Annotated in this window: 16 protein-coding genes, 1 tRNA gene and 1 pseudogene; 6 read left to right on the top strand and 12 right to left on the bottom strand. The window is 40.4% G+C overall.

The annotated features are described in order from the left end of the window. Positions 1 to 11 precede the first annotated feature (11 nt). The 10 genes from AAEY57_RS10005 to AAEY57_RS09960 form a co-directional block, all read right to left on the bottom strand. Complete coding sequence (locus AAEY57_RS10005) at positions 12 to 1,151, bottom strand: hypothetical protein (RefSeq protein ID WP_028835353.1); 1,140 nt, start codon at positions 1,149 to 1,151, stop codon at positions 12 to 14. After that, a complete protein-coding gene (gene nlpI, locus AAEY57_RS10000; protein WP_013464539.1) occupies positions 1,135 to 2,007 on the bottom strand; it encodes a lipoprotein NlpI in 873 nt (290 codons plus the stop codon). Before nlpI ends, AAEY57_RS10005 begins: the two co-directional genes overlap by 17 nt. Positions 2,008 to 2,192: 185 nt before the next feature. Beyond that, the gene (gene pnp, locus AAEY57_RS09995; protein ID WP_036956920.1) at positions 2,193 to 4,319 is read right to left on the bottom strand and encodes a polyribonucleotide nucleotidyltransferase; all 2,127 of its coding nucleotides are present in this window, start codon (positions 4,317 to 4,319) and stop codon (positions 2,193 to 2,195) included. Positions 4,320 to 4,669: 350 nt separating this feature from the next. Next, positions 4,670 to 4,939, bottom strand: coding sequence for a 30S ribosomal protein S15 (gene rpsO, locus AAEY57_RS09990; RefSeq protein ID WP_006793376.1), 270 nt, complete (start codon positions 4,937 to 4,939; stop codon positions 4,670 to 4,672). A gap of 109 nt (positions 4,940 to 5,048) precedes the next feature. Continuing rightward, positions 5,049 to 5,993, bottom strand: a complete 945-nt coding sequence (gene truB / locus AAEY57_RS09985) for a tRNA pseudouridine(55) synthase TruB (protein ID WP_036956917.1) — start codon at positions 5,991 to 5,993, stop codon at positions 5,049 to 5,051. After that, positions 5,993 to 6,400 carry a 30S ribosome-binding factor RbfA gene (gene rbfA / locus AAEY57_RS09980; RefSeq protein ID WP_008467148.1) on the bottom strand — a complete coding sequence of 136 codons (408 nt, stop codon included), beginning with the start codon at positions 6,398 to 6,400 and terminating at the stop codon, positions 5,993 to 5,995. The genes truB and rbfA overlap by 1 nt, the downstream gene beginning before the upstream one ends. Positions 6,401 to 6,557: 157 nt before the next feature. After that, a complete protein-coding gene (gene infB, locus AAEY57_RS09975; protein ID WP_036956915.1) occupies positions 6,558 to 9,215 on the bottom strand; it encodes a translation initiation factor IF-2 in 2,658 nt (885 codons plus the stop codon). 25 nt (positions 9,216 to 9,240) lie between these two features. After that, on the bottom strand, positions 9,241 to 10,740 hold the full coding sequence (gene nusA, locus AAEY57_RS09970; RefSeq protein ID WP_013464535.1) for a transcription termination factor NusA: 1,500 nt from the start codon (positions 10,738 to 10,740) through the stop codon (positions 9,241 to 9,243). Between the two features lie 38 nt (positions 10,741 to 10,778). After that, positions 10,779 to 11,234, bottom strand: coding sequence for a ribosome maturation factor RimP (gene rimP / locus AAEY57_RS09965; RefSeq protein WP_008114543.1), 456 nt, complete (start codon positions 11,232 to 11,234; stop codon positions 10,779 to 10,781). 279 nt (positions 11,235 to 11,513) lie between these two features. Continuing rightward, a tRNA-Met gene (locus AAEY57_RS09960) sits at positions 11,514 to 11,590 on the bottom strand. A 224-nt stretch (positions 11,591 to 11,814) separates the two neighbouring features. On the opposite strand from AAEY57_RS09960, the gene AAEY57_RS09955 reads away from it, so the two are divergent. The 4 genes from AAEY57_RS09955 (at position 11,815) to AAEY57_RS09940 (ending at position 16,124) form a co-directional block, all read left to right on the top strand. Next, complete coding sequence (locus AAEY57_RS09955) at positions 11,815 to 13,368, top strand: cryptochrome/photolyase family protein (RefSeq protein ID WP_036956912.1); 1,554 nt, start codon at positions 11,815 to 11,817, stop codon at positions 13,366 to 13,368. A 160-nt stretch (positions 13,369 to 13,528) separates the two neighbouring features. Continuing rightward, positions 13,529 to 14,542 carry a phospholipase C/P1 nuclease family protein gene (locus AAEY57_RS09950; RefSeq protein ID WP_350607720.1) on the top strand — a complete coding sequence of 338 codons (1,014 nt, stop codon included), beginning with the start codon at positions 13,529 to 13,531 and terminating at the stop codon, positions 14,540 to 14,542. Further along, positions 14,542 to 15,732: a peptidylprolyl isomerase gene (locus AAEY57_RS09945; RefSeq protein WP_138561758.1), complete on the top strand. Its 1,191-nt coding sequence runs from the start codon at positions 14,542 to 14,544 to the stop codon at positions 15,730 to 15,732. The genes AAEY57_RS09950 and AAEY57_RS09945 overlap by 1 nt, the downstream gene beginning before the upstream one ends. After that, positions 15,729 to 16,124, top strand: a complete 396-nt coding sequence (locus AAEY57_RS09940) for a hypothetical protein (RefSeq protein WP_235190298.1) — start codon at positions 15,729 to 15,731, stop codon at positions 16,122 to 16,124. The genes AAEY57_RS09945 and AAEY57_RS09940 overlap by 4 nt, the downstream gene beginning before the upstream one ends. A gap of 176 nt (positions 16,125 to 16,300) precedes the next feature. On the opposite strand, the gene AAEY57_RS09935 is transcribed toward AAEY57_RS09940, so the two are convergent. Then, positions 16,301 to 16,747 (bottom strand): Hsp20 family protein, encoded by a 447-nt coding sequence (locus AAEY57_RS09935; protein WP_350607717.1) that lies wholly within the window; start codon positions 16,745 to 16,747, stop codon positions 16,301 to 16,303. Positions 16,748 to 17,035: 288 nt separating this feature from the next. On the opposite strand from AAEY57_RS09935, the gene AAEY57_RS09930 reads away from it, so the two are divergent. Then, positions 17,036 to 17,299: a GrxA family glutaredoxin gene (locus AAEY57_RS09930; RefSeq protein ID WP_008114535.1), complete on the top strand. Its 264-nt coding sequence runs from the start codon at positions 17,036 to 17,038 to the stop codon at positions 17,297 to 17,299. A gap of 160 nt (positions 17,300 to 17,459) precedes the next feature. Then, positions 17,460 to 19,289, top strand: a complete 1,830-nt coding sequence (locus tag AAEY57_RS09925) for a DEAD/DEAH box helicase (protein WP_036956903.1) — start codon at positions 17,460 to 17,462, stop codon at positions 19,287 to 19,289. 1,052 nt (positions 19,290 to 20,341) lie between these two features. Here AAEY57_RS09925 and AAEY57_RS09920 read toward each other — a convergent pair. Further along, positions 20,342 to 20,551 (bottom strand): annotated as a pseudogene (locus tag AAEY57_RS09920) (AbgT family transporter); the annotation flags it as partial. Between the last annotated feature and the right edge of the window lie 68 nt (positions 20,552 to 20,619).

The raw sequence follows: 20,619 nt of genomic DNA, 5'->3' as shown, positions 1-20,619 counted from the left end.
CTATTTAATGATTAAAAGCGCGGGAATAAATCTGCATGTTGCTCTATATGAGTTTGCCACAAAGCCCGATATTGCTCTGAAAGTCCAACCTGTTGATATTGCATAATAGACCACTGTGCGCTTGGCTTATAAGCAACACCTCCTTGCTGACAGCTTTTGCTTTTGTGCCATCCTTTTGGCGCATCAGTGTTATGAGCAATAAACAAGTTAGGGGCAACCAACCCCTCAAGCTGACAAAGCCAAGCTTGTTTTTTTGCTGGTAAAGCATATTCATCTTCAAAACCATTAAAGTGCATTAATTCATGTAAAAAGACTGCATAATTAGCCTGCGAGTTAATATGCATTAAGCCCTGATGCACATTGGCAGTACCTTGCTTGGGCATCATAATCGCAAAATCGAATCCTTTAGGAAGCCGCTGCTTAAGTGATGACTGTTGCCAATCGCACTGCGCAAGCGTTGCTTTAGTGCTGTTACAAGCAATTGCATTACCAACATATATAGGCTTTGAAAAACAAAATGCATTACTACTAGGCTCTGGGTGTTGTGCGTATTTTTTCACAAAGTGGTTGAGCCTATATAAACCATCACGGTGATCGCTCAGCATTAGCACATTAAATGTGCATTGCTTTTGTATCTCAATTTGATCGCTCGCTACCAAAAACCCTAATTTATTCATAAAGGAGTGATTTAATGCATCGAAGGGAGCATGCTGTTGTAACTGTAAATGATAAAAGGCATCCCCTTTAGGTAACTTATTGTGAGCTTTTAATAACGCTAAATCTTGCCAACGCTGTTGAGCAAGCAATGAAGCTGCGAGATGTTTTTGTTGTTTAATTGTTATCTCATCGAGGCTTGCTTGCCAAAAGAGCTTGGCGGTTTCAGTTTGATTATTGGCTATTAATGATAACCCATATCCGTATTGTGCATGGGCTATTTTATTGCGTGCTAAGGTGGCTAATGAGGTCGGGGGGAGTTGTAAAATATGCGATGCAAAGTAACTAGGGAATTGCCAATAACTATCAATCACATTGGCTTTGGCGTGCAATACTTGCCAAAAGCCAATGCTATTTTGTTTATTACTGGAGCCACTAATTAAGCTAGTGCACAGTAATAAAATACTTAATTTAAAAAAATTAGCCCGCGCTTTCACTTGCCATCAACTCAAGCTCTAAACGTGCATATTTATATTCTATAAATTCATGAACGTTCGTGGCCAGCGCCAACTTAAAGTAATCTGTTGCAATTGAAAGCTCACCTGCGGCTTGGTGCTGTTTAGCTAAGTAAAAATAAGCTTCACATAAACGTTGAGCATATTCTTGTTGTGAACTTACACCATCGGCTATGCCTGAAAAAAATGCTTTTTCACTCATATCACCTACATACAAGGCAATAAGCTGATATGCCCATTCGTTTTCATCAAGGGCTGCCGCATTAGCTTTTAACGAAGCGAGTGCCTGAGTTTTATCTTGTGCCGCTTGCGCTAAATAAAGCCACAGAACACGATAAGGATCGTTAGGAGAGCGCTCCAAGAACGTTTTAAAGTCATCTTTTGCAAGCGTGGCTCTATCACCATAGTACAAAGCAATACCACGATTTAAATACGCATATTCATGTTCTTGGTCTAACTCTATGGCTGAATCAAAATACTCGTATGCTTTTTCGTATTGCTGCATCAAGGTATGTTGAATCCCCAAAAAGTTATACACTTCAGCCAAATCAGGTTTCAGTTTAACTGCTCGGTTAAAATCAATTCGCGATAAAGTTGTCATGCCTAAGCTATCAAACAGCACACCACGGTCATAATACAGCTTTGCTTGTTGCTCTGTACTTAAGTCTGCCCTATTTAATAGTTCTGAAAAACGAGCAATGGCAATTTCATTTCTAAAGTCTGATGCAAGTGGCGCAGTAAATGGCACATTAATAATAGCAGCGGGTTTAGTAGTAGCCTGACAAGCGCTTAAAGACAAAATAGCAAAAGATGCCAAGGCTAAATGTTTAAGTCTCATTAAAATCCTTAATACCGAGGTAAGTAGCAAATAGATAAGACATAAGCTGTCTTGTAAGGTTCATTCTTGTTATATGTTACTTAACGTCTTGAACATAATAGGTTGCTAACATTAAAGCATAAAAAAAGGGGCTAAACAGCCCCTTTTTATACTATCCAGTAATTATCTGGATGAAAGATTAGCAATTACGCGTCTTTAGACTCGTCAGCTGCAGGTGCTGCTGATTCCATTGCTTCTTTAATACTTAGACGTACACGGCCTTGACGGTCTACTTCTAGTACTTTAACTTTAACTTCTTGACCTTCACTAAGGTGATCAGCAACGTTGTTAACACGCTCTGTGCTGATTTGTGAGATATGCACTAGGCCATCTTTACCAGGAAGAATGTTTACAAACGCACCGAAGTCAACGATACGTACAACTTTACCTTCGTAGATAGTCCCAACTTCAAGCTCAGCAGTTAATTGCTCAATACGGCTAATTGCATTTGCTGCACTTTCACCGTCTGTAGCAGCAATTTTGATTGTGCCATCATCACCGATTTCAATCGTAGTACCTGTTTCTTCAGTAAGTTGACGGATAGTTGCGCCACCTTTACCGATAACTTCTGCGATTTTCTTCTGTGGAATTTGCATCGTGTAAATACGCGGTGCAAACATAGATAACTCTTCAGAAGGTGCAGAAATCGCTTCGTCCATCACACCTAGAATGTGTAAACGAGCTGCTTTAGCTTGCTTAAGCGCGATTTGCATAATTTCTTGCGTGATACCTTCAATTTTGATATCCATTTGTAGAGCAGTGATACCGTTAGTTGTACCCGCTACTTTAAAGTCCATGTCACCTAAGTGATCTTCATCACCTAAGATATCTGAAAGTACTACAAAGTTTTCTTCTTCTTTAACTAGGCCCATCGCGATACCCGCAACAGAAGCTTTAATTGGAACACCTGCGTTCATAAGCGCTAGAGACGTACCACAAACCGATGCCATTGAAGATGAACCATTTGATTCAGTAATTTCAGATACAACACGAATTGAATATGGGAAGTCAGTCAATGTTGGCATTACAGCTTGGATACCACGCTTAGCTAGGTTACCGTGGCCGATTTCACGACGCTTAGGAGAACCAACAAAACCCGTTTCACCTACACAGAATGGAGGGAAGTTGTAGTTAAGCATAAAGTGGTTTTTGTGCGTGCCAGTTAAATCATCGATTAACTGTGAGTCACGTTCTGTACCAAGTGTTGCTGTTACTAATGCTTGCGTTTCACCACGTGTAAAGATTGCAGAACCGTGAGTACGTGGAAGTACACCAGTCATTACATCTAGTGCACGGATCATATCTGGTTCACGACCATCGATACGTTTTTCGCCAGCAGCGATACGGCCACGAACGATTTTCTTCTCAAGTGAACCGAATACTTTACCTACTTCTTGCTTATCAAGCGTTTCGCCTTCAGCAAGTTCGCTAGTAAGCGCTTCAACTACGGCATCTTTTGCTGCAGTTAATGCTTCTTTACGCGCTACTTTATCAGTAATACGGTAAGCTTCGCCTACTTTATCAGCAGCAAGTGTTGCTACTTTCTCTTCTAATGCAACGTTTTTCTCAGGTGCAGTCCAATCCCAAGTAGGCTTGCCTGCTTCTGCTTTAAATTCGTTGATTGCCTTGATGATAGACTGTGATTGCTCATGGCCGTATACAACCGCGCCTAGCATTACGTCTTCAGCAAGTACGTCTGCTTCTGATTCAACCATAAGTACGGCGTTATCAGTACCAGCAACAACTAAATCAAGTTGGCTTTCTTCAAGCTCTTTTAGTGTTGGGTTAAGTACGTATTCACCGTTGATGTAACCAACACGTGATGCACCAATTGGACCGCTGAACGGAATACCAGAGATAGCAAGTGCTGCTGATGTACCAATCATCGCAACCATATCAGGTTGGATTTCAGGGTTTACAGAAACAACAGTCGCGATAACTTGTACTTCGTTTACGAAACCATTTGGAAAAAGTGGACGAATTGGACGGTCAATAAGACGTGCAATTAGCGTTTCGCCATCGTTAGGACGACCTTCACGCTTAAGGAAACCACCTGGGATACGACCTGCAGCGTACATACGCTCTTGGTAGTTAACTGTTAGTGGGAAAAAGTCTTGGCCTGGTTGAGCTTCACGCTTACCAACAACCGTTACGAGTACTGACGTGTCGCCAATGCTTGCTAGTACTGCGCCGTCTGCTTGACGAGCGATAGCACCTGTTTCTAGCGTCACTGTGTGTTGACCTAGTTGAAATTCTTTTATAATTGCTTGCACTTAAAATATTCCTTAAATGTATTTTTAGTATTAATTAAGTTTTCATCAAAGTACCAATTACAGTACATAATTGTATTCAGTTGGAAATCAATTAAGTACTACAATTGGCAATGATGTAAATAACCGTAAATAAACCTTTTTATCTACGCGCCATAGTATATAACAAAGTCAGGTAAAATTGCGAGCTTAGTCCAGAGATAAACGCGTTGCTAAATTATGTACTTTGCTGTTACTTACAATGTGGCTTTTAGCTGATATTTCAAGGGGATTAATCGATGTGGATAGTGGGTATGGGGAAATTTAAGCACAAAAAAAGGAGCTAAAAAGCTCCCCTTTTGATAATCAAGTTCTTAGCGACGTAGGCCAAGCTCTTTGATTAACGCAGTGTAACGCGAGATATCTTTACCTTTAAGGTAATCAAGCAGTTTACGGCGAGTGCTTACTTTACGAAGCAGACCACGACGTGAGTGGAAGTCATGCTTGTGATCAGCAAAGTGACCTTGAAGCTTGTTGATATCAAAAGTAAGTAATGCTACTTGTACTTCAGGTGAACCAGTGTCGCCTTCAGCGCGTGCGAATTTAGCAATGATATCGATTTTTTCTTGATTGCTTAGTGACATAATAACTCCAAAAGTTAAATTTAATAGGTGCTTTAGCCGATCACTAATTCAGCCAAAACGATTAAGCGGGCGTATTCTACCAATTATCAGCATAACTACAAGTTAAACTTTACTCTGGTTGCTGATTAGACAAGCCACGTTTTGATTTTAGATGGCCATCAGGATTACGTTCACCAGTACCAATAAAAATTCCGTCTGCCAGAACTTTTATTGCACCTTCAGGTAATTCTTTACCTAGCACCACAGCTTGACCATGGCTAAATGCTATTCCCTGCTCTTTAGTAATTTCCACAACAGGTAAATCAACTAACGCGGTATCCATTGGCAATAATAGTTCGTCAAGGTAAGTGGAAGGCGCAACGTCTTGTTCTTTCGCTTGATTTAATAACGCTTCTAACTGCTCAAGTGTGACCATTTTATCTGCAGGGTAATGCCCTACAGCACTACGATGCAGCATAATCACATGCGCGCCGCAGCCTAAGTTTTCACCTAAGTCATCAACGATAGTACGAATATACGTACCTTTAGATACATGTGCAGTCATTTGTATTTCGTTAGCTTGCTCATCAAACTCATCAAGCGTTAAGCTAAATACGTTAATTTTTCGACACTTACGAGGAACTTCTATGCCTTCACGCGCATATTTATATAAAGGTTTACCTTCATATTTAAGCGCTGAATACATTGATGGATATTGGTCTGACTCACCTAAAAACTTAGCAATCTCATCGCTTAGTAATTGGGAAGTAACATTCACATCGCGAGTTTCGACCACTTCGCCATCAGAGTCTGATGTGGTAGTACGTTCACCTAGCTTAGCTCGAACAACATAGGTTTTATCTGTATCGAGTAAAAACTGGGTAAACTTAGTCGCTTCACCAAAACAAATTGGCAGCATGCCGGTCGCAAGCGGATCAAGCGCACCTGTGTGCCCCGCTTTTTGCGCAAAATAAATACCTTTAGCCTGCTGCAGTGCTTTGTTTGATGAAATGCCTTCTGGTTTGTTTAACAACAAAATACCATCAACTGGACGGCCTTTACTGCGTCTTGCCATTAGTCTTTAGTGCCTTCTTCGCTATCTGTTTCATCATCAACATGCTTAGCATTATCTTCACGAATGATAGAGTCCACTAAGTTAGAGATGCGCATCCCTTCCATTAATGAGTTATCAACCACAAATTTAAGCTCTGGCATAATACGTGCGCGAATACGTTTACCTAGTAACGAACGGATATAGCCCGTTGCTTCGTTCAGTACTTTTGCACTCTGTTTTGCTGCATTTTCGTCTTCAGTGTTAAACACCGTGATAAAAACTTTGGCATAAGATAAATCGCGTGATACTTCTACCGCAGACACTGTCACCATGCCTAAGCGCGGATCTTTAATTTCGCGTTGTAGAATCACAGCAATTTCTTTTTGAATTTGCTGAGCAACACGATCAGTGCGAGAAAATTCTCTCATTTCACTTTCCTAAAATTATAACTTATTGAAAAACAATAACAAGTTAACTAAATAATGGATACACAAATGGGGGCTGAGCCCCCATTAAAAATCTTAGCATAGGTTATGTTGGGCTATCGAGGTACGACCTTGAATGTCCAACAACACCTAACAACAATTAAAGACTACGTTGTACTTCAACTGTTTCAAATACTTCGATTTGGTCACCAACGCGAACGTCATTGTAGTTCTTAACGCCGATACCACATTCCATGCCGTTACGAACGTCTTGTACGTCATCTTTAAAGCGACGTAATGACTCAAGTTCACCTTCGTAAATAACCACGTTATCACGAAGTACACGAATTGGTGCGCTACGTTTGATAGTACCTTCAGTAACCATACAACCAGCAATTGCGCCAATTTTTGGAGACTTAAATACATCACGTACTTCAGCAAGACCAATGATCTCTTGTTTAAACTCAGGCGCAAGCATACCAGACATAGCTTGCTTAACTTCTTCGATAAGTGCGTAAATTACGCTGTAGTAACGAAGATCTAGGTTTTCAGAGTCAATCACTTTACGCGCTGATGCATCAGCACGAACGTTAAAACCAACCACAATCGCGTTAGACGCTGCCGCAAGAGTTGCATCAGTTTCTGTGATACCACCAACACCAGAACCAACAATCTTCACTTTTACTTCATCAGTAGAAAGCTTAGTTAGTGAGTCTGAAATTGCTTCGATTGAACCTTGAACGTCTGCTTTAAGTACCACGTTAACTTCAGATACGTCGCCTTCAGTCATGTTAGTAAACATGTTTTCAAGCTTCGCTTTTTGTTGACGCGCTAGTTTAACATCGCGGAATTTACCTTGACGGTAAAGTGCAACTTCACGTGCTTTACGCTCATCTTTAACTACAGTTGCTTCATCACCGGCAGCTGGAATACCAGACAGACCTAAAATCTCAACTGGAATAGAAGGACCGGCAGACTTAATGTCTTTACCGTTTTCATCGCGCATTGCACGAACACGGCCGTATTCAAGACCACATAATACAATGTCACCTTGATTAAGCGTACCTGACTGAACAAGGATAGACGCAACAGGACCACGGCCTTTATCTAGACGTGATTCAATAACAACACCTGCAGCCATACCTTCGGTCGGCGCATTTAACTCTAAAAGCTCAGATTGCATTAATACAGCTTCTAGCAGGTCATCAATACCTAAACCAGTTTTTGCTGAAATGTGCACGTACTGTGTATCGCCGCCCCACTCTTCTGGGATAACGTCTAGCTGAGCTAGTTCGTTTTTAACGCGATCTGGATCTGCGCCTTCTTTATCCATTTTGTTAACAGCAATAATTAAAGGAACGCCAGCTGCGCGAGCATGCTGTACCGCTTCTTTAGTTTGTGGCATTACGCCATCATCGGCTGCAACCACTAGGATTACGATATCAGTTGCTTTTGCACCACGAGCACGCATTGATGTAAATGCGGCGTGACCCGGAGTATCTAAGAAAGTGATCATGTTGCCGTTAGTTTCAACGTGGTATGCACCAATGTGCTGTGTAATACCACCGGCTTCGCCTGATGCAACTTTAGCTGAACGAATGTAATCAAGCGTCGATGTTTTACCGTGGTCAACGTGACCCATAACAGTTACTACTGGCGCACGTGGCTCTGACTTACCATCTTCATGGCGGTCATTAAGTACTGTTTGCTCTAATTCGTTTTCTTTAACGATGATAACTTTATGGCCCATTTCTTCTGCTACAAGTTGCGCAGTTTCTTGGTCAATAACTTGGTTAATAGTAACCATGTCACCCATTTTCATCATAGTTTTTACAACTTCAGCACCTTTAACCGCCATGCGTGATGCAAGCTCAGCAACTGTAATTGTTTCACTAATACGCACTTCGTTTTTAACATCAGCCGTTGGTTTTTGGAAACCGTGCTGTAATGACGCTGGCGCTTTTAGCTTACCTTTTTTACCTTTAGACGCTGCAAATTTATCTTTTGCTGGCGCTTTTTTCTTTTTCTTCGCACGGCGTGAGCCTTGCTCTTCGCGAGCATCTGCTACATCTTCTGCTTCACGTGCGTAAGTTGAAGTCGTAAGGTGGTGATCCGCGGTTTCTTCGCGTTTCTTACGTTCTTCTTCTTCTTTCTTCCAGCGTGCTGAATTCTCTTCAGCTAGCTTTCTTGCCTCTTCTGCTTGACGTTTCGCTTCTTCTTCAGCTTTCTTCAATGCGGCCTCTTCTGCTTCTTTTTGCAGACGCTCAGCTTCGATGCGATCTTTCTCAGACTTAGCACTTTGCTCAGGGGTCATCTGCTGTTGTTTCGCTTTACGCTCAGCATCTGCTTTGCGTTTAGCTTCTTCTTTGGCTTTACGATCAGCGTCTTCTTTCGCTTTACGTTCTGCCTCTTGTTTCGCTTTCAATTCTGCGGCTTCTTGTTCAGCTTTTTGCTGCTCTTCAAGACGCGCTTTTTCTTCAGCGGCTAGACGTTGCTGTTCTTGCTCTTGCTCAACAGCACTTTTTTTCACGTAAGTGCGGGTTTTGCGAACTTCAACTTGCACAGCCTTTGCTTTACCCGTAGAGCCAGTCACACTTAATGTGCTTTTGCTCTTACGTTGCAATGTCATACGCGCTGGACCTTCAGATCCAGTACCGCCATGTTGCTTGCTTAGGTGATCAAGTAACGTCGCTTTTTCAGCTTCAGTTACATTATCGCCTGCTTGTTTAGTAATACCGGCTTGTGAAAACTGCTGTAGCAATTTATCAACAGTTGTACCTATATCACCGGCTAGTTTTTCAACATTTACTTCTGCCATAGTCTCTAATACCTCCGTTAATAAATTACTCGTCTGCAAACCAACAAATATTACGTGCAGCCATAATTAGCTCGCCCGCTTTCTCTGAAGATAGCTCTGTAATATCTACAAGCTCATCAATGCCTTGCTCAGCTAAGTCTTCAAGTGTTACTACACCCTTACTTGCCATAACAAATGCTAAATGACGCTCTAAGCCTTCAAGCGCAAGTAAGTCTTCAGCAGGCTCAGCGCCTTCTAAGCTTTCTTCCGTTTTAAGCGCTTTCGTTGTTAATGCATCTTTTGCACGTGAACGTAATACGTCCACTGTTTCTTCATCTAAGCCGTCGATTTCTAAAAACTCTGAAGCCGGAACATAAGCAACTTCTTCAAGTGTTGAGAAACCTTCGTTGATAAGTAATGATGCAAATTCGTCATCAATATCTAAGTTTTCAGTAAATAAGTTAATTAACTTATCTGACTCAGCTTCGTTCTTAGCGCGCATTTCATCAACGGTCATTACGTTTAATTCCCAGCCAGTTAATTGGCTTGCTAAACGTACGTTTTGACCATTACGACCAATAGCTTGTGCTAAGTTATCAGCTTCAACAGCAATATCCATTGAGTGTGTATCTTCATCCATTACGATTGAAGCCACTTCTGCTGGTGCCATTGCGTTAATAACAAACTGTGCAGGGTTGTCATCGTAAAGTACGATATCAACACGCTCACCGCCAAGTTCTGACGATACCGCTTGAACACGTGCGCCACGCATACCAACACACGCACCAACAGGGTCAATACGCTTATCGTTAGATTTAACCGCGATTTTAGCGCGTGAACCTGGATCACGTGCTGCAGCGCGTAATTCAATCATTTCTTCGCCAATTTCTGGCACCTCAATGCGGAATAATTCCATCAGCATTTCTGGTTTAGAACGGGTTACAAATAATTGTGCACCGCGTGCTTCAGGCTTTACTTCATATAAAAGACCGCGGATACGATCACCCGGGCGGAAGTTTTCACGTGGCAGCATGTCGTCACGATAAATAACCGCTTCTGCGTTGTTACCTAAATCAAGTACGATTGCATCACGGGTTGCTTTTTTAACAACACCCGTTACCAGCTCGCCTTCTTGATCTTTATATGCTTCAACGACTAAGGCGCGCTCTGCTTCACGTACTTTTTGTACGATTACTTGCTTAGCCATCTGTGTTGTTATGCGGTCAAATTTAATTGATTCAATCTGCTCTTCTACGTAGTCGCCCATTTTCAAGTCAGGTTCTTCAACTTGAGCAGCTTCTAACGTGATTTCGCTGTATGGATTCTCTAAAGAACCATCTTCTAAAACTTCAGCTATTTGCCAGCGACGGAAGGTATCGTAATCGCCGGTTTTACGGTCAATTGCAACACGTACATCAATTTCACCATCATGCTTTTTCTTTGTCGCTGTCGCTAATGCGAACTCTAGAGCTTCAAAAATCTTTTCTTTTGGAACCGCTTTCTCATTGGAAACGGCTTCAGCAACCAATAATATTTCTTTTGCCATGGGTAATGCCTCGCTTGCCCTATTCCTTCGCACTCGAATTAAAACTTTGCGATTATGTTCGCACGTTCAATGTTACTAAGCATGATTAAATGCTCCGCACCATCGCTAGATAGTGTGATCATATCGCTGCTAACTGCTATTAAGTCGCCTTTAAAATTACGGCGACCATCTTGTGGAAGCTTAGTACGCACGCGTACTTCCTCTCCTTGCGCCTGCTCGTAGTGATCTTGTTTGAATAATGGACGATCAACACCAGGAGACGACACTTCCAAATCGTATTCGTTTGTAATTGGGTCTTCGACGTCTAAAATCGCACTAATTTGACGACTTGCATCGGCGCAGTTGTCAACTGAAATCCCATCCTCATGAGCAATGTATACTCTTAAGGTAGAATGGCGACCCGCTTGTACAAACTCAAGCCCATGTAATTCAAAGCCTAACATTTCTACCGCAGGCGTTAACATGGTTACTAAATCTTGTTCAAGTTTTGTCACGAAAATCCTCCATACAAACAAAAAAAGGGCTTATAGCCCTAAAATACTGAGTTTAAATTTTGATTTAATCGATAAACATTAAATCAAACGGTGCAGATACAACAACGCCCCGAACCAAGCGGGGCGTCACACCAAAAAACGCAAAACTGTGTGGCCTAGGGCCAAGCTTGGTTGCGAGTCAGTATCCTGACCAAATTAAACTTCATTAGCTTAAACGCAAAACGCGCATTACTTAGAATGCGCGATATAAAGTAGTAAGTATAAACTTACTATTAAGATTGGTTGCGGGAGCCGGATTTGAACCAACGACCTTCGGGTTATGAGCCCGACGAGCTACCAGACTGCTCCATCCCGCGCCAATAGATAAAAAGTTAATAACTTAATATCGCTGTTAGTAAATTTTATAACCCACTAAACAATGGCCGCTATTATAAAGATGTACACCTAAATTAGCAACCACAATAAGTAATAAGTTGATAAAAAAAGCAATGCTGTTTATTGCTTTGCTCTATGATTAAAACGACATGTAGAAATCGATCGCTTTTTAAAATACAGCGTATAAAAATAATTTTGGCTCATTATGAAAAAATTCAAAACCTTAAAACTAATTTTAGGTGACCAGCTAAACCCCGCTCATTCTTGGTTTAAAGATAAATCCGATGACACGGTGTTTGTTATTGCCGAGCTCATGCAAGAAGCGCAGTACGTAAAGCATCACGTGCAAAAAATATCAGCCTTTTTTAAAGCCATGGAAAACTTCGCTAATGCATTAAAAGATGCTGGCTTCAATGTTTTACATCTCACGCTAGATGACACCAAAGACGATGATGACTTACCCGCTCTTTTAAAGCGTTTAGCCAAGCAGCATGAATGTACCTCTATTGAATATCAATACCCAGATGAGTACCGTTTAAAAACACAGCTTCACGAATTCGCGACTAATAGCGAGTTAACGGTGAATGCCTGTGACAGCGAGCATTTTTTATTAGCATTTAACGACATAGATAAACGCTTTAAAAAAGATAAACACGTCACCATGGAGCATTTTTATCGGGCAATGCGAAAGCAGTTTGATATTTTAATGGACGATGACAAACCTCATGGCGGTCAATGGAATTTTGATGCGAATAACCGTAATAAGTTTTCAAAAAGCGATTTAGCCGATATCCCCAAACCCAAGTTATTTAAAAATGATGTTAGCACCATCATTGAGCGTTTAGATAAACATAAAATAAAATACTTTGGGCAAATAGAAACCCAATTAAGCTGGCCAACAACCCGTAAACAAGCAATAAGCGCACTTGATCACTTTTGTGCACATTTACTTCCCCGCTTTGGTCAATTTCAAGATGCGATGACAGATCAATGCCCTGATAAAGATACCTTTTATCACAGCCGGTTATCATTTGCGTTAAATGCCAAAATTTTACACCCTCGCTATATTATCGACCGTGTGGTTAAAGAGTACCAACAACGCCAAGATGAAATATCTATTTCTCAGGTTGAAGGCTTTATTCGTCAAGTACTGGGTTGGCGCGAATATGTGCGTGGCGTGTATTGGAAAAACATGCCCGATTACGCTAACAAAAACCAGCTTAATGCAACCCGTGCACTGCCACGTTATTTTTGGAATGGAAAAACAAAAATGAACTGCTTAAGCCACTCATTAACACAAAGCTTAGACAGCGCGTATGCCCACCATATTCAGCGCTTAATGGTAATAGGTAATTTTTGCTTATTAACCGCCATCAGTCCCGATGAAGTGGATGAATGGTATTTAGGTGTTTATATCGATGCTATTGAGTGGGTAGAAATGCCTAACGCCCGAGGGATGAGCCAATTTGCTGACGATGGCATCATAGCTACCAAGCCTTATGCGGCTAGCGGCAACTATATAAATAAAATGAGCGACTACTGTAAAAGCTGCCAATATAAAGTGAAAGAAAAAGTAGGAAAAGACGCTTGCCCTTTAAATAGCCTCTATTGGCAATTTATGCAAACACACCGAGAGCGGCTTGAAAAAAATCCACGGATAGGCATGGTTTATCGCAATTGGGATAAACAAGATGAATCATTGCGCCAAGAAACCTTAGAGCAAGCTAACAACTATTTAAATAATATTGAAAAGCTTTAAATATAAATGCCGTCAATTGGCGGCAACATCCTTAATAGTTAATATTAAAGTACCAAATACAGGTAATATTGTTAATTAAATGTTTAATCTGTTTGTCATGTCAGTGTAATGAGCTTATTTTTTAATTGCATCTCTTACTCCAGACTATGATGAGAATAAAATGAAAAAACAATTAATTGCAGCGACACTTTTATTGCTCGGTACAAGCCAAGCTCAAGCTTTTAGTCAAGAAACTCACAAACGTATTGTTCTTGATGCCGTAAATTATATGCAGCAACACCCAGCCAGCACCGAATATGCTGCCCTACGTCAGTACGCTGCACAAAACAATCTGACAATCTCTGAATTAGCCGAGCTGCTGGGACAAGCTGCTTATGATGTAGATGACTTTGAAGACACCTTTTTCTGTGGTGCTATTACAGGTTCATGTGTTCAAGCGCCAGTATGGGGAGCAGCGCAAAGTATAGTTAAATATACAAGCTATTGGCATTTTCAAAATCATACCCAAGGTGCAGACCAACATGGAAACGATTTTGGTGGTTATAATTATGAAAAGCTCACCGTTTGGGGCACTATTGATAATCTTGCATCTGCTTGGCTTAAAGGTGACTACCTTGATGATGGTAAAGGGGGAGAAACAGGTTGGTTTAATGCCGATTCTTCAAAATATAACAGTTATGGTGTAACAGAATCTCACTACAGAATCGATAGCAACTCAACCTATTCTATGTACGATGACTTTGAAGAAATGCCATTTCAACCTATCGATAATTTAGGGCAATATTGGTATCAAGGTTACTTACAAAGCGGCAATCCGCAAGTATTAGGGTTTGTGTTCCATACTACTGATTTATTACAACCTCACCACACGTGGACCACATCAGATCTAAATCATTCTAGCTGGGAAAGTTGGGTAAACGATTACTATGACCAAGAGCAGCTCAACGATTTATCACTCGTTACTCAAGCAATGCAAACGTTCTCGCCTTTAGATAAAAATAGCCAAGATGTTCGCCCATTATTAACTCAAGGCGGTTCATTTTCTTATGCACAAGGTGGGATTGTACTCAACTCAGAAAATCATTTTGATCGCCTTAATATAGCTAAGCAGGTCGTGCCCCATGCAATAGCAATGGTGGTGCACTTATTAAACCACGCCATGGTTGCTCGCTAATGAAAAAAATGGCTATTTTAGTGATTACATTACTAGGTGTGTCTTACCACTCCCTAGTAATGGCATCATTTACACAATACAGCAGTGATGAAATTAACTTTATGCATCGTGCTTATTTAAAGCACAACCCTGATATTACAATCAATGAAGTTAGAACTCGTCTGTATGAGAATCAGTTTTTATTACAACAAGCTGCGCTAAAAACCCCTGCGATAATAAAACGACAATCTGCCGTTGGTTTTAGTACTCAATACCATGTTGAACGTTACTTAAAAAATCTGTTCGATTCACAATTAGCTATAATCGCACAGTCAAGCCCGATAAAGCTTGAAACTTATGATAAGCAATGGCTTAAACACACATTAGGGCCCTACCCTAAAAATGGCCAGTATGTGCAAAGCGCCATCAAAAAAATGCAGCAGTTTGATTTAACCCCTCTTTTGTATAACGCTATTAATTTATATGAATTTGTCGATTCACTATCAATGCAGGTACGCTTTAAACTCCACAAAGGAGATAGTGAACTATTCAAAAGTGAATTAATAAAAAAACGGCAATTCAATATAGCGTTTTCAAAAGCCAAACCGATTTTGGCAAAACAGAATATTGATATTGAACATCTGTATGAAATAGCTAAAGGAGATATTCTGCGCCCCTCCATTCAAAGCTGGCTAGGTATAAATACAATGATGCATATGCAAAGCCCCGTTCTTGAAAAAGTAGAGAAACAAGTAAACAAAAGCGAAATTAAAGCATTTTATCAAGCCAATAAATCGCAGTTTAAATTTTTAAGCCACGTAAAAGCCCATGGAGCTCAATTTGCTCATCGAGCCAATGCTGTAGGTTTTCGCACCTTGGCCGTTAACAAAACGCTAAAACAAGCATTAGTAATATCCGGAAAACAAGATATATATGCTCAATACAACAGTGAATTAAACCGTAAAAACAAAAGTAGCTGGGTTGTACAACTTGCGTTCACAACTAAAGAAAACACTATTTCTCCTGTTATACGTACACCCAGTGGTGAATGGGTGGTGATACACAGTTATGAGCATCAGTTTGAGTACTTTTCGCCAGAAGATGAAACCGTTCGATACCAAGCAACAAAGGCCATCGCAAAACAAAAAGCGGTACAACAGTATGAGGATACTTGGCTCAAGTGGCAAAATAAGACAGGAGTAATTTTATGAGCAAAAAAGTTTTCGTTTCTGTTGTTGTAGCTTGTGTTGGTATGTACGCACTTTTTACTCAATATACTAGTAAACCAACGATAAAGAATATTGATTCCCTTAACCAAGCTAAAAGTGTTAAGCAAATAACGTCACTTGAGCTGACTACTGCTGACATGACCCAAGAGCTGAAAAGCACGCAATTAAACACGGTTACAACTAACAATACGAGCCCTCAGCCTTTGCCACCAATAACCTCTCCTGCCTATTTACCCAACATAGTAAAAAATACTCAGCCAGTTGCTCAGTACGGTGGTGATTTAAATAATCACCAGGCATATCAAGATTTCCACCTTGAACAGCAAAGACAGCTAGAGCAACGTTTTGTTATTGCTGCACAAGCCAAAATATAAAAACTTGAAGAATTACTGGCTAAAGGCCGACAAAAAAAGCTTTCACAAGAACAACTGCAAGTTGCGATAGATAAAATTAACGCTTTAAAACAAATGCAAATAAACTTAAAAGACTAACAACGCAAAAAGCCGCCAAATGGCGGCTTTTCACAGGGAAAATACATGTGCTAGCTTAACTATTTGCTTTCTAGCATATTGCCTGAGCCAATCTCGATTTTACGTGGCTTAAGCGCTTCTGGGATCTCACGTTCAAGGTCGATGCTTAGTAAGCCATTGGCTAAGTCTGCACCAAGTACTTTAACGTGGTCGCCTAACTGGAACTTACGCTCAAAGTTACGCTCGGCAATCCCTTGATGAATAAATTTACGCTCATCATTTTGCTCTTTACCTGCTTTAGTGCCTGATACAACAAAAGTGTTGTTTTCAGATTGTAAGGTTAACTCGTCTTCACTAAATCCAGCAACTGCCATAGTGATACGGTATTTGTCTTTATCAAGTGCTTCGATGTTGTATGGAGGAAAACTTGGCTGCTTGTCAGTTCGTGCAGCGGCATCCATTAATGATGCTAAGTGATCGAAACCAATGAATGAACGGTATAGGGGTGATAAATCTACTGTACGCATAATAATATCCTCATATTTAAGCGATATATTGCTGCCACTTTTCGTTTGAACAAGTAACGGCAAAAGTTAATTAATAATATAATTTTCAAATAATTCTGATTTACTAAAGACCCATCAGGCGTCCTCAAATAACTATTTATGGGCGGGCAATTTTATTTCAAGATTTTTTTATAAAATATTTTTATTTTTTTACAGGCCCTAAAAAAGCGAACGCAATAATCGTTTTTTTGCACTGTAATAAAAAATGAAATTAGTTACACTAGGGTCAACTAATTTGAGGAGAGCGTTATGTTAACAGTAATTTTTGGCCGTGAAGGCTGCCCTTTTTGTGTTCGCGCTAAAGATGTTGCAGAGCAACTTGCTAATGATCGCGATGATTTTAAATACCGCTACATTGACATCATCAAAGAAGGTATCAGTAAAGAAGATTTAGAGAAGTCTGCAGGCAAACCATGCCCAACCGTACCGCAGATTTTTGTAGACCAAACTCATATTGGTGGATTCACTGAATTTGAAGCTTATGCTAAAGAAAACCTAGGCCTTTACCAGTAATTTTGTAGACAGAGTGTTAACCAGCTCAATTAACGCACAATTGAGGCTGGTTAAATTTCGACCAACATCAAACACATATAAATTAGTTGTAATTTATACAAGCATTTGCCTCGCATTTCCTATACAATGCGCGCCTCTTTAAATTCGTTGAGGCGTATTAATGTCAGAACCAGTCACGTTTGAATCTCTAAATCTTTCTCCTGCAATTTTAAAGGCAGTTGAAGAGTTGGGTTACAAGACACCATCTGAAATCCAAGCTCAATGTATACCGTTATTGCTAGAAAGAAAGGACGTACTGGGACTAGCACAAACGGGTACAGGTAAAACAGCAGCATTTGCACTGCCATTACTAAATAATATTGACCCGTCTGTGAAACAGCCACAGATCCTTGTACTCACACCAACCCGTGAGCTTGCGATCCAAGTAGCTGAGGCATTTGAACAATATGCAAAACACACTCGTGGTGTTGAAGTACTGGCACTATATGGTGGCCAGAGCTACAGCATCCAGTTGAGCGCACTTCGTCGTGGCGCACAGATTATTGTTGCTACACCGGGTCGTTTAATCGATCACATAAACCGTGGCACTATCAAGTTTGATGCTTTACAAGCACTTGTACTTGATGAAGCCGATGAAATGCTACGTATGGGCTTTATCGATGATGTAGAAAGCATCATGGAAAAAACGCCGCGTGAAAAGCAAACATGTCTTTTCTCTGCGACTATGCCTAAGCAAATTCAAAACATCAGCAGCAAATATATGAACAATCCTGAACAGGTTCATATTTCTGCACGCAACTCAACTGTATCGTCAGTAGAGCAAGTGTTTTGGAATGCACACGTACATAAAAACAAAGCAATTGTTCGTTTCTTAGAAGCAGAACAATATGAAGGTGCTATTGTTTTCGTACGTACACGTAACGATACAGTTCAACTAGCTGAGTTATTAGAGCGCGAAGGTTTCTCTGCTGCTCCACTTAACGGTGACATGAACCAGCAAGCGCGTGAGCGCACAGTTGATCGTTTAAAAAGCGGCATGCTAAACGTTGTTATTGCAACAGACGTAGCGGCACGTGGTCTTGATGTAGACCGTTTAAGCTTAGTTATCAACTACGACATTCCACAAGATTCTGAAGCCTACGTTCACCGTATCGGCCGTACAGGTCGTGCTGGTCGTACTGGTAAAGCGATTCTTTTCGTTAAGCATAACGAGCGTTATTTACTTAAAAATATCATTCGTCATACTAAATCTGAAATCGCACAAGTTGAATTACCAACAGCTAAAGTTGTTGAAGAGAAACGTATCAATGCGCTTCAAGAAAAGCTTACGCTTGCACTTGAAAACAAAGATATTACTTTCTTCAACGAAGTGGCTGCCAACATGGCACAAAAACTTGAGCTTGCTCCTGAAGACTTAGCGGGTGCATTACTGTGTTTAGCACAGCAACAATCACCAATTAAAGTTGAAGAAGTTAAGATTCAACCGCGTGAACGTAACGAACGCAACCCTCGCAACGACCGTAATGATCGTGGTGACCGTGGTCGTCGTAACGAACGTGGCGGTGAGCGCGCTGAGCGTAAACCTCGCGAGCGTAATAGCCGTGATGCAGGTCCTATGGATACGTACCGTATCGAAGTAGGTCGTGAGCATGGTGTTCAGGTTAAGAACATTGTTGGTGCAATTGCTAACGAAGCAGACATTTCAAGCAAGTTTATTGGTGACATTCGTCTTCACGACAGTCACAGTACGGTACAATTACCGCAAAACATGCCTAAAGATGTACTTGATCACTTCCAAAAAGTGTTTATTTGTAAACGCCCAATGGGTATGACATTAACACAAGATCAAGGCCCTTCTGAGCCACGCGGCGAGCGTTCTGAACGCCCTGCTGGTGACAAGAAGCGTAGCTTTAACAAAGAAGGCCAACGCCCTGATAAGCGTAGCGGTCCTCGTAAAGAACGTCGCCCAGTTAGCTTCACCGCTAAGTAAGCAACGACTCTTTAGTAAAAAAACCTTGCCACGAAAGTGCCAAGGTTTTTTTGTGTCTGGAATTCAGGTATCAGGTCAGCTTAAATTCCGTAACTTGAAGCCGCAAGCCAGTATTAGATACTTAACTAAAATATTGAATTAAAAATATTCTGTTTGTTTTCTCTAACCAGAGATTGCAGTGAAAACAAGGCGAAATTACGCGTCAATAGCTAGCTTATTGTAAGTAAATTCAACGCAATTAGCGTTGAAAAAGCTGCTTGAGATAGCTTTATTAACCAAAACTCAGATTACTTAATGTGTATAAACATGTTTTCTTTGATTTTTAAAACAATAAAATTTATGTAAACTAAGCAAAGGCTATAATTCACGGACGAATTAAAAATTGAAAAGAAATTACGACAACTTACTCTTTGTAGTAATAATGTTACCTATTTTATTATGCATCATTATTCCTATTTTAATGGACTTTACAGATCCACCATTTATCACAAATGAAATATACGACGTTATTTTCTTTATAGCATTCCCTATTATTTGTGGCGCATCATTCATCTATTTAAATATACTTGTATTCAATAAATATAGACGCTGCAGTAAATACAGGGAGCATCTTAAATATAGTTTTTCAGATACAAAAACGAAATTATCATTAATATTCGCGTACCCATTAATCCCTTTGTTAATCTATGCAAGTCTCTATTTTTTATTCTCTGCCCCCATTAAATTATGGGCTTACTACACGCAAGGCGACTATTGGTATAAGGAATATATCCTAACTGATGTGCAAAAGTGTGGTTCTGATTATGAAGATAATTGTACTCGTTTATATTTTAAAGATCCTAAAACAAACGAAACTCATGATTTTAGGTGGTACGACGATAAGTCTACAATAATGAATAACAAAAACGATTATGTCTATATTTTTGGTGAGGCTAGTTTGTTTGGCTATATAGTGAGAGATTTAGAAAGGTAACTTAGACTTGCTTTGAATATTACAGCACTTTTATATAAACCTCACTCGAGTGAGTGAGGTTTATGAATCAAGATATAAGTTAAGGCGCTACTGCTGGGTACACGTAGCTGGCATCAAGTCCTAATGGGATACCGAGTGCCCAGTAGCCTAGCAAAAAGATACTCCAGCCAATCATAAAGGCGATTGAATACGGTAGCATCATCGCGATAAGCGTACCTATGCCTGTGCCTTTAACGTATTTTTGACAGTACACCACCACCAGCGGGAAGTATGGCATTAGGGCGCTGATCCATTTCTGTGTTGGTTTGCTATACTAAGTAAATCAAATCATGTTAGGAGCGTCCATGAATAATACTC

It is taken from the genome of Pseudoalteromonas sp. MER144-MNA-CIBAN-0113 (assembly GCF_040308965.1).
Taxonomy (GTDB): domain Bacteria; phylum Pseudomonadota; class Gammaproteobacteria; order Enterobacterales; family Alteromonadaceae; genus Pseudoalteromonas; species Pseudoalteromonas tetraodonis.
Note: the sequence above shows the minus strand (reverse complement) of the source record. Positions and strands in the feature narration are given on the sequence as shown.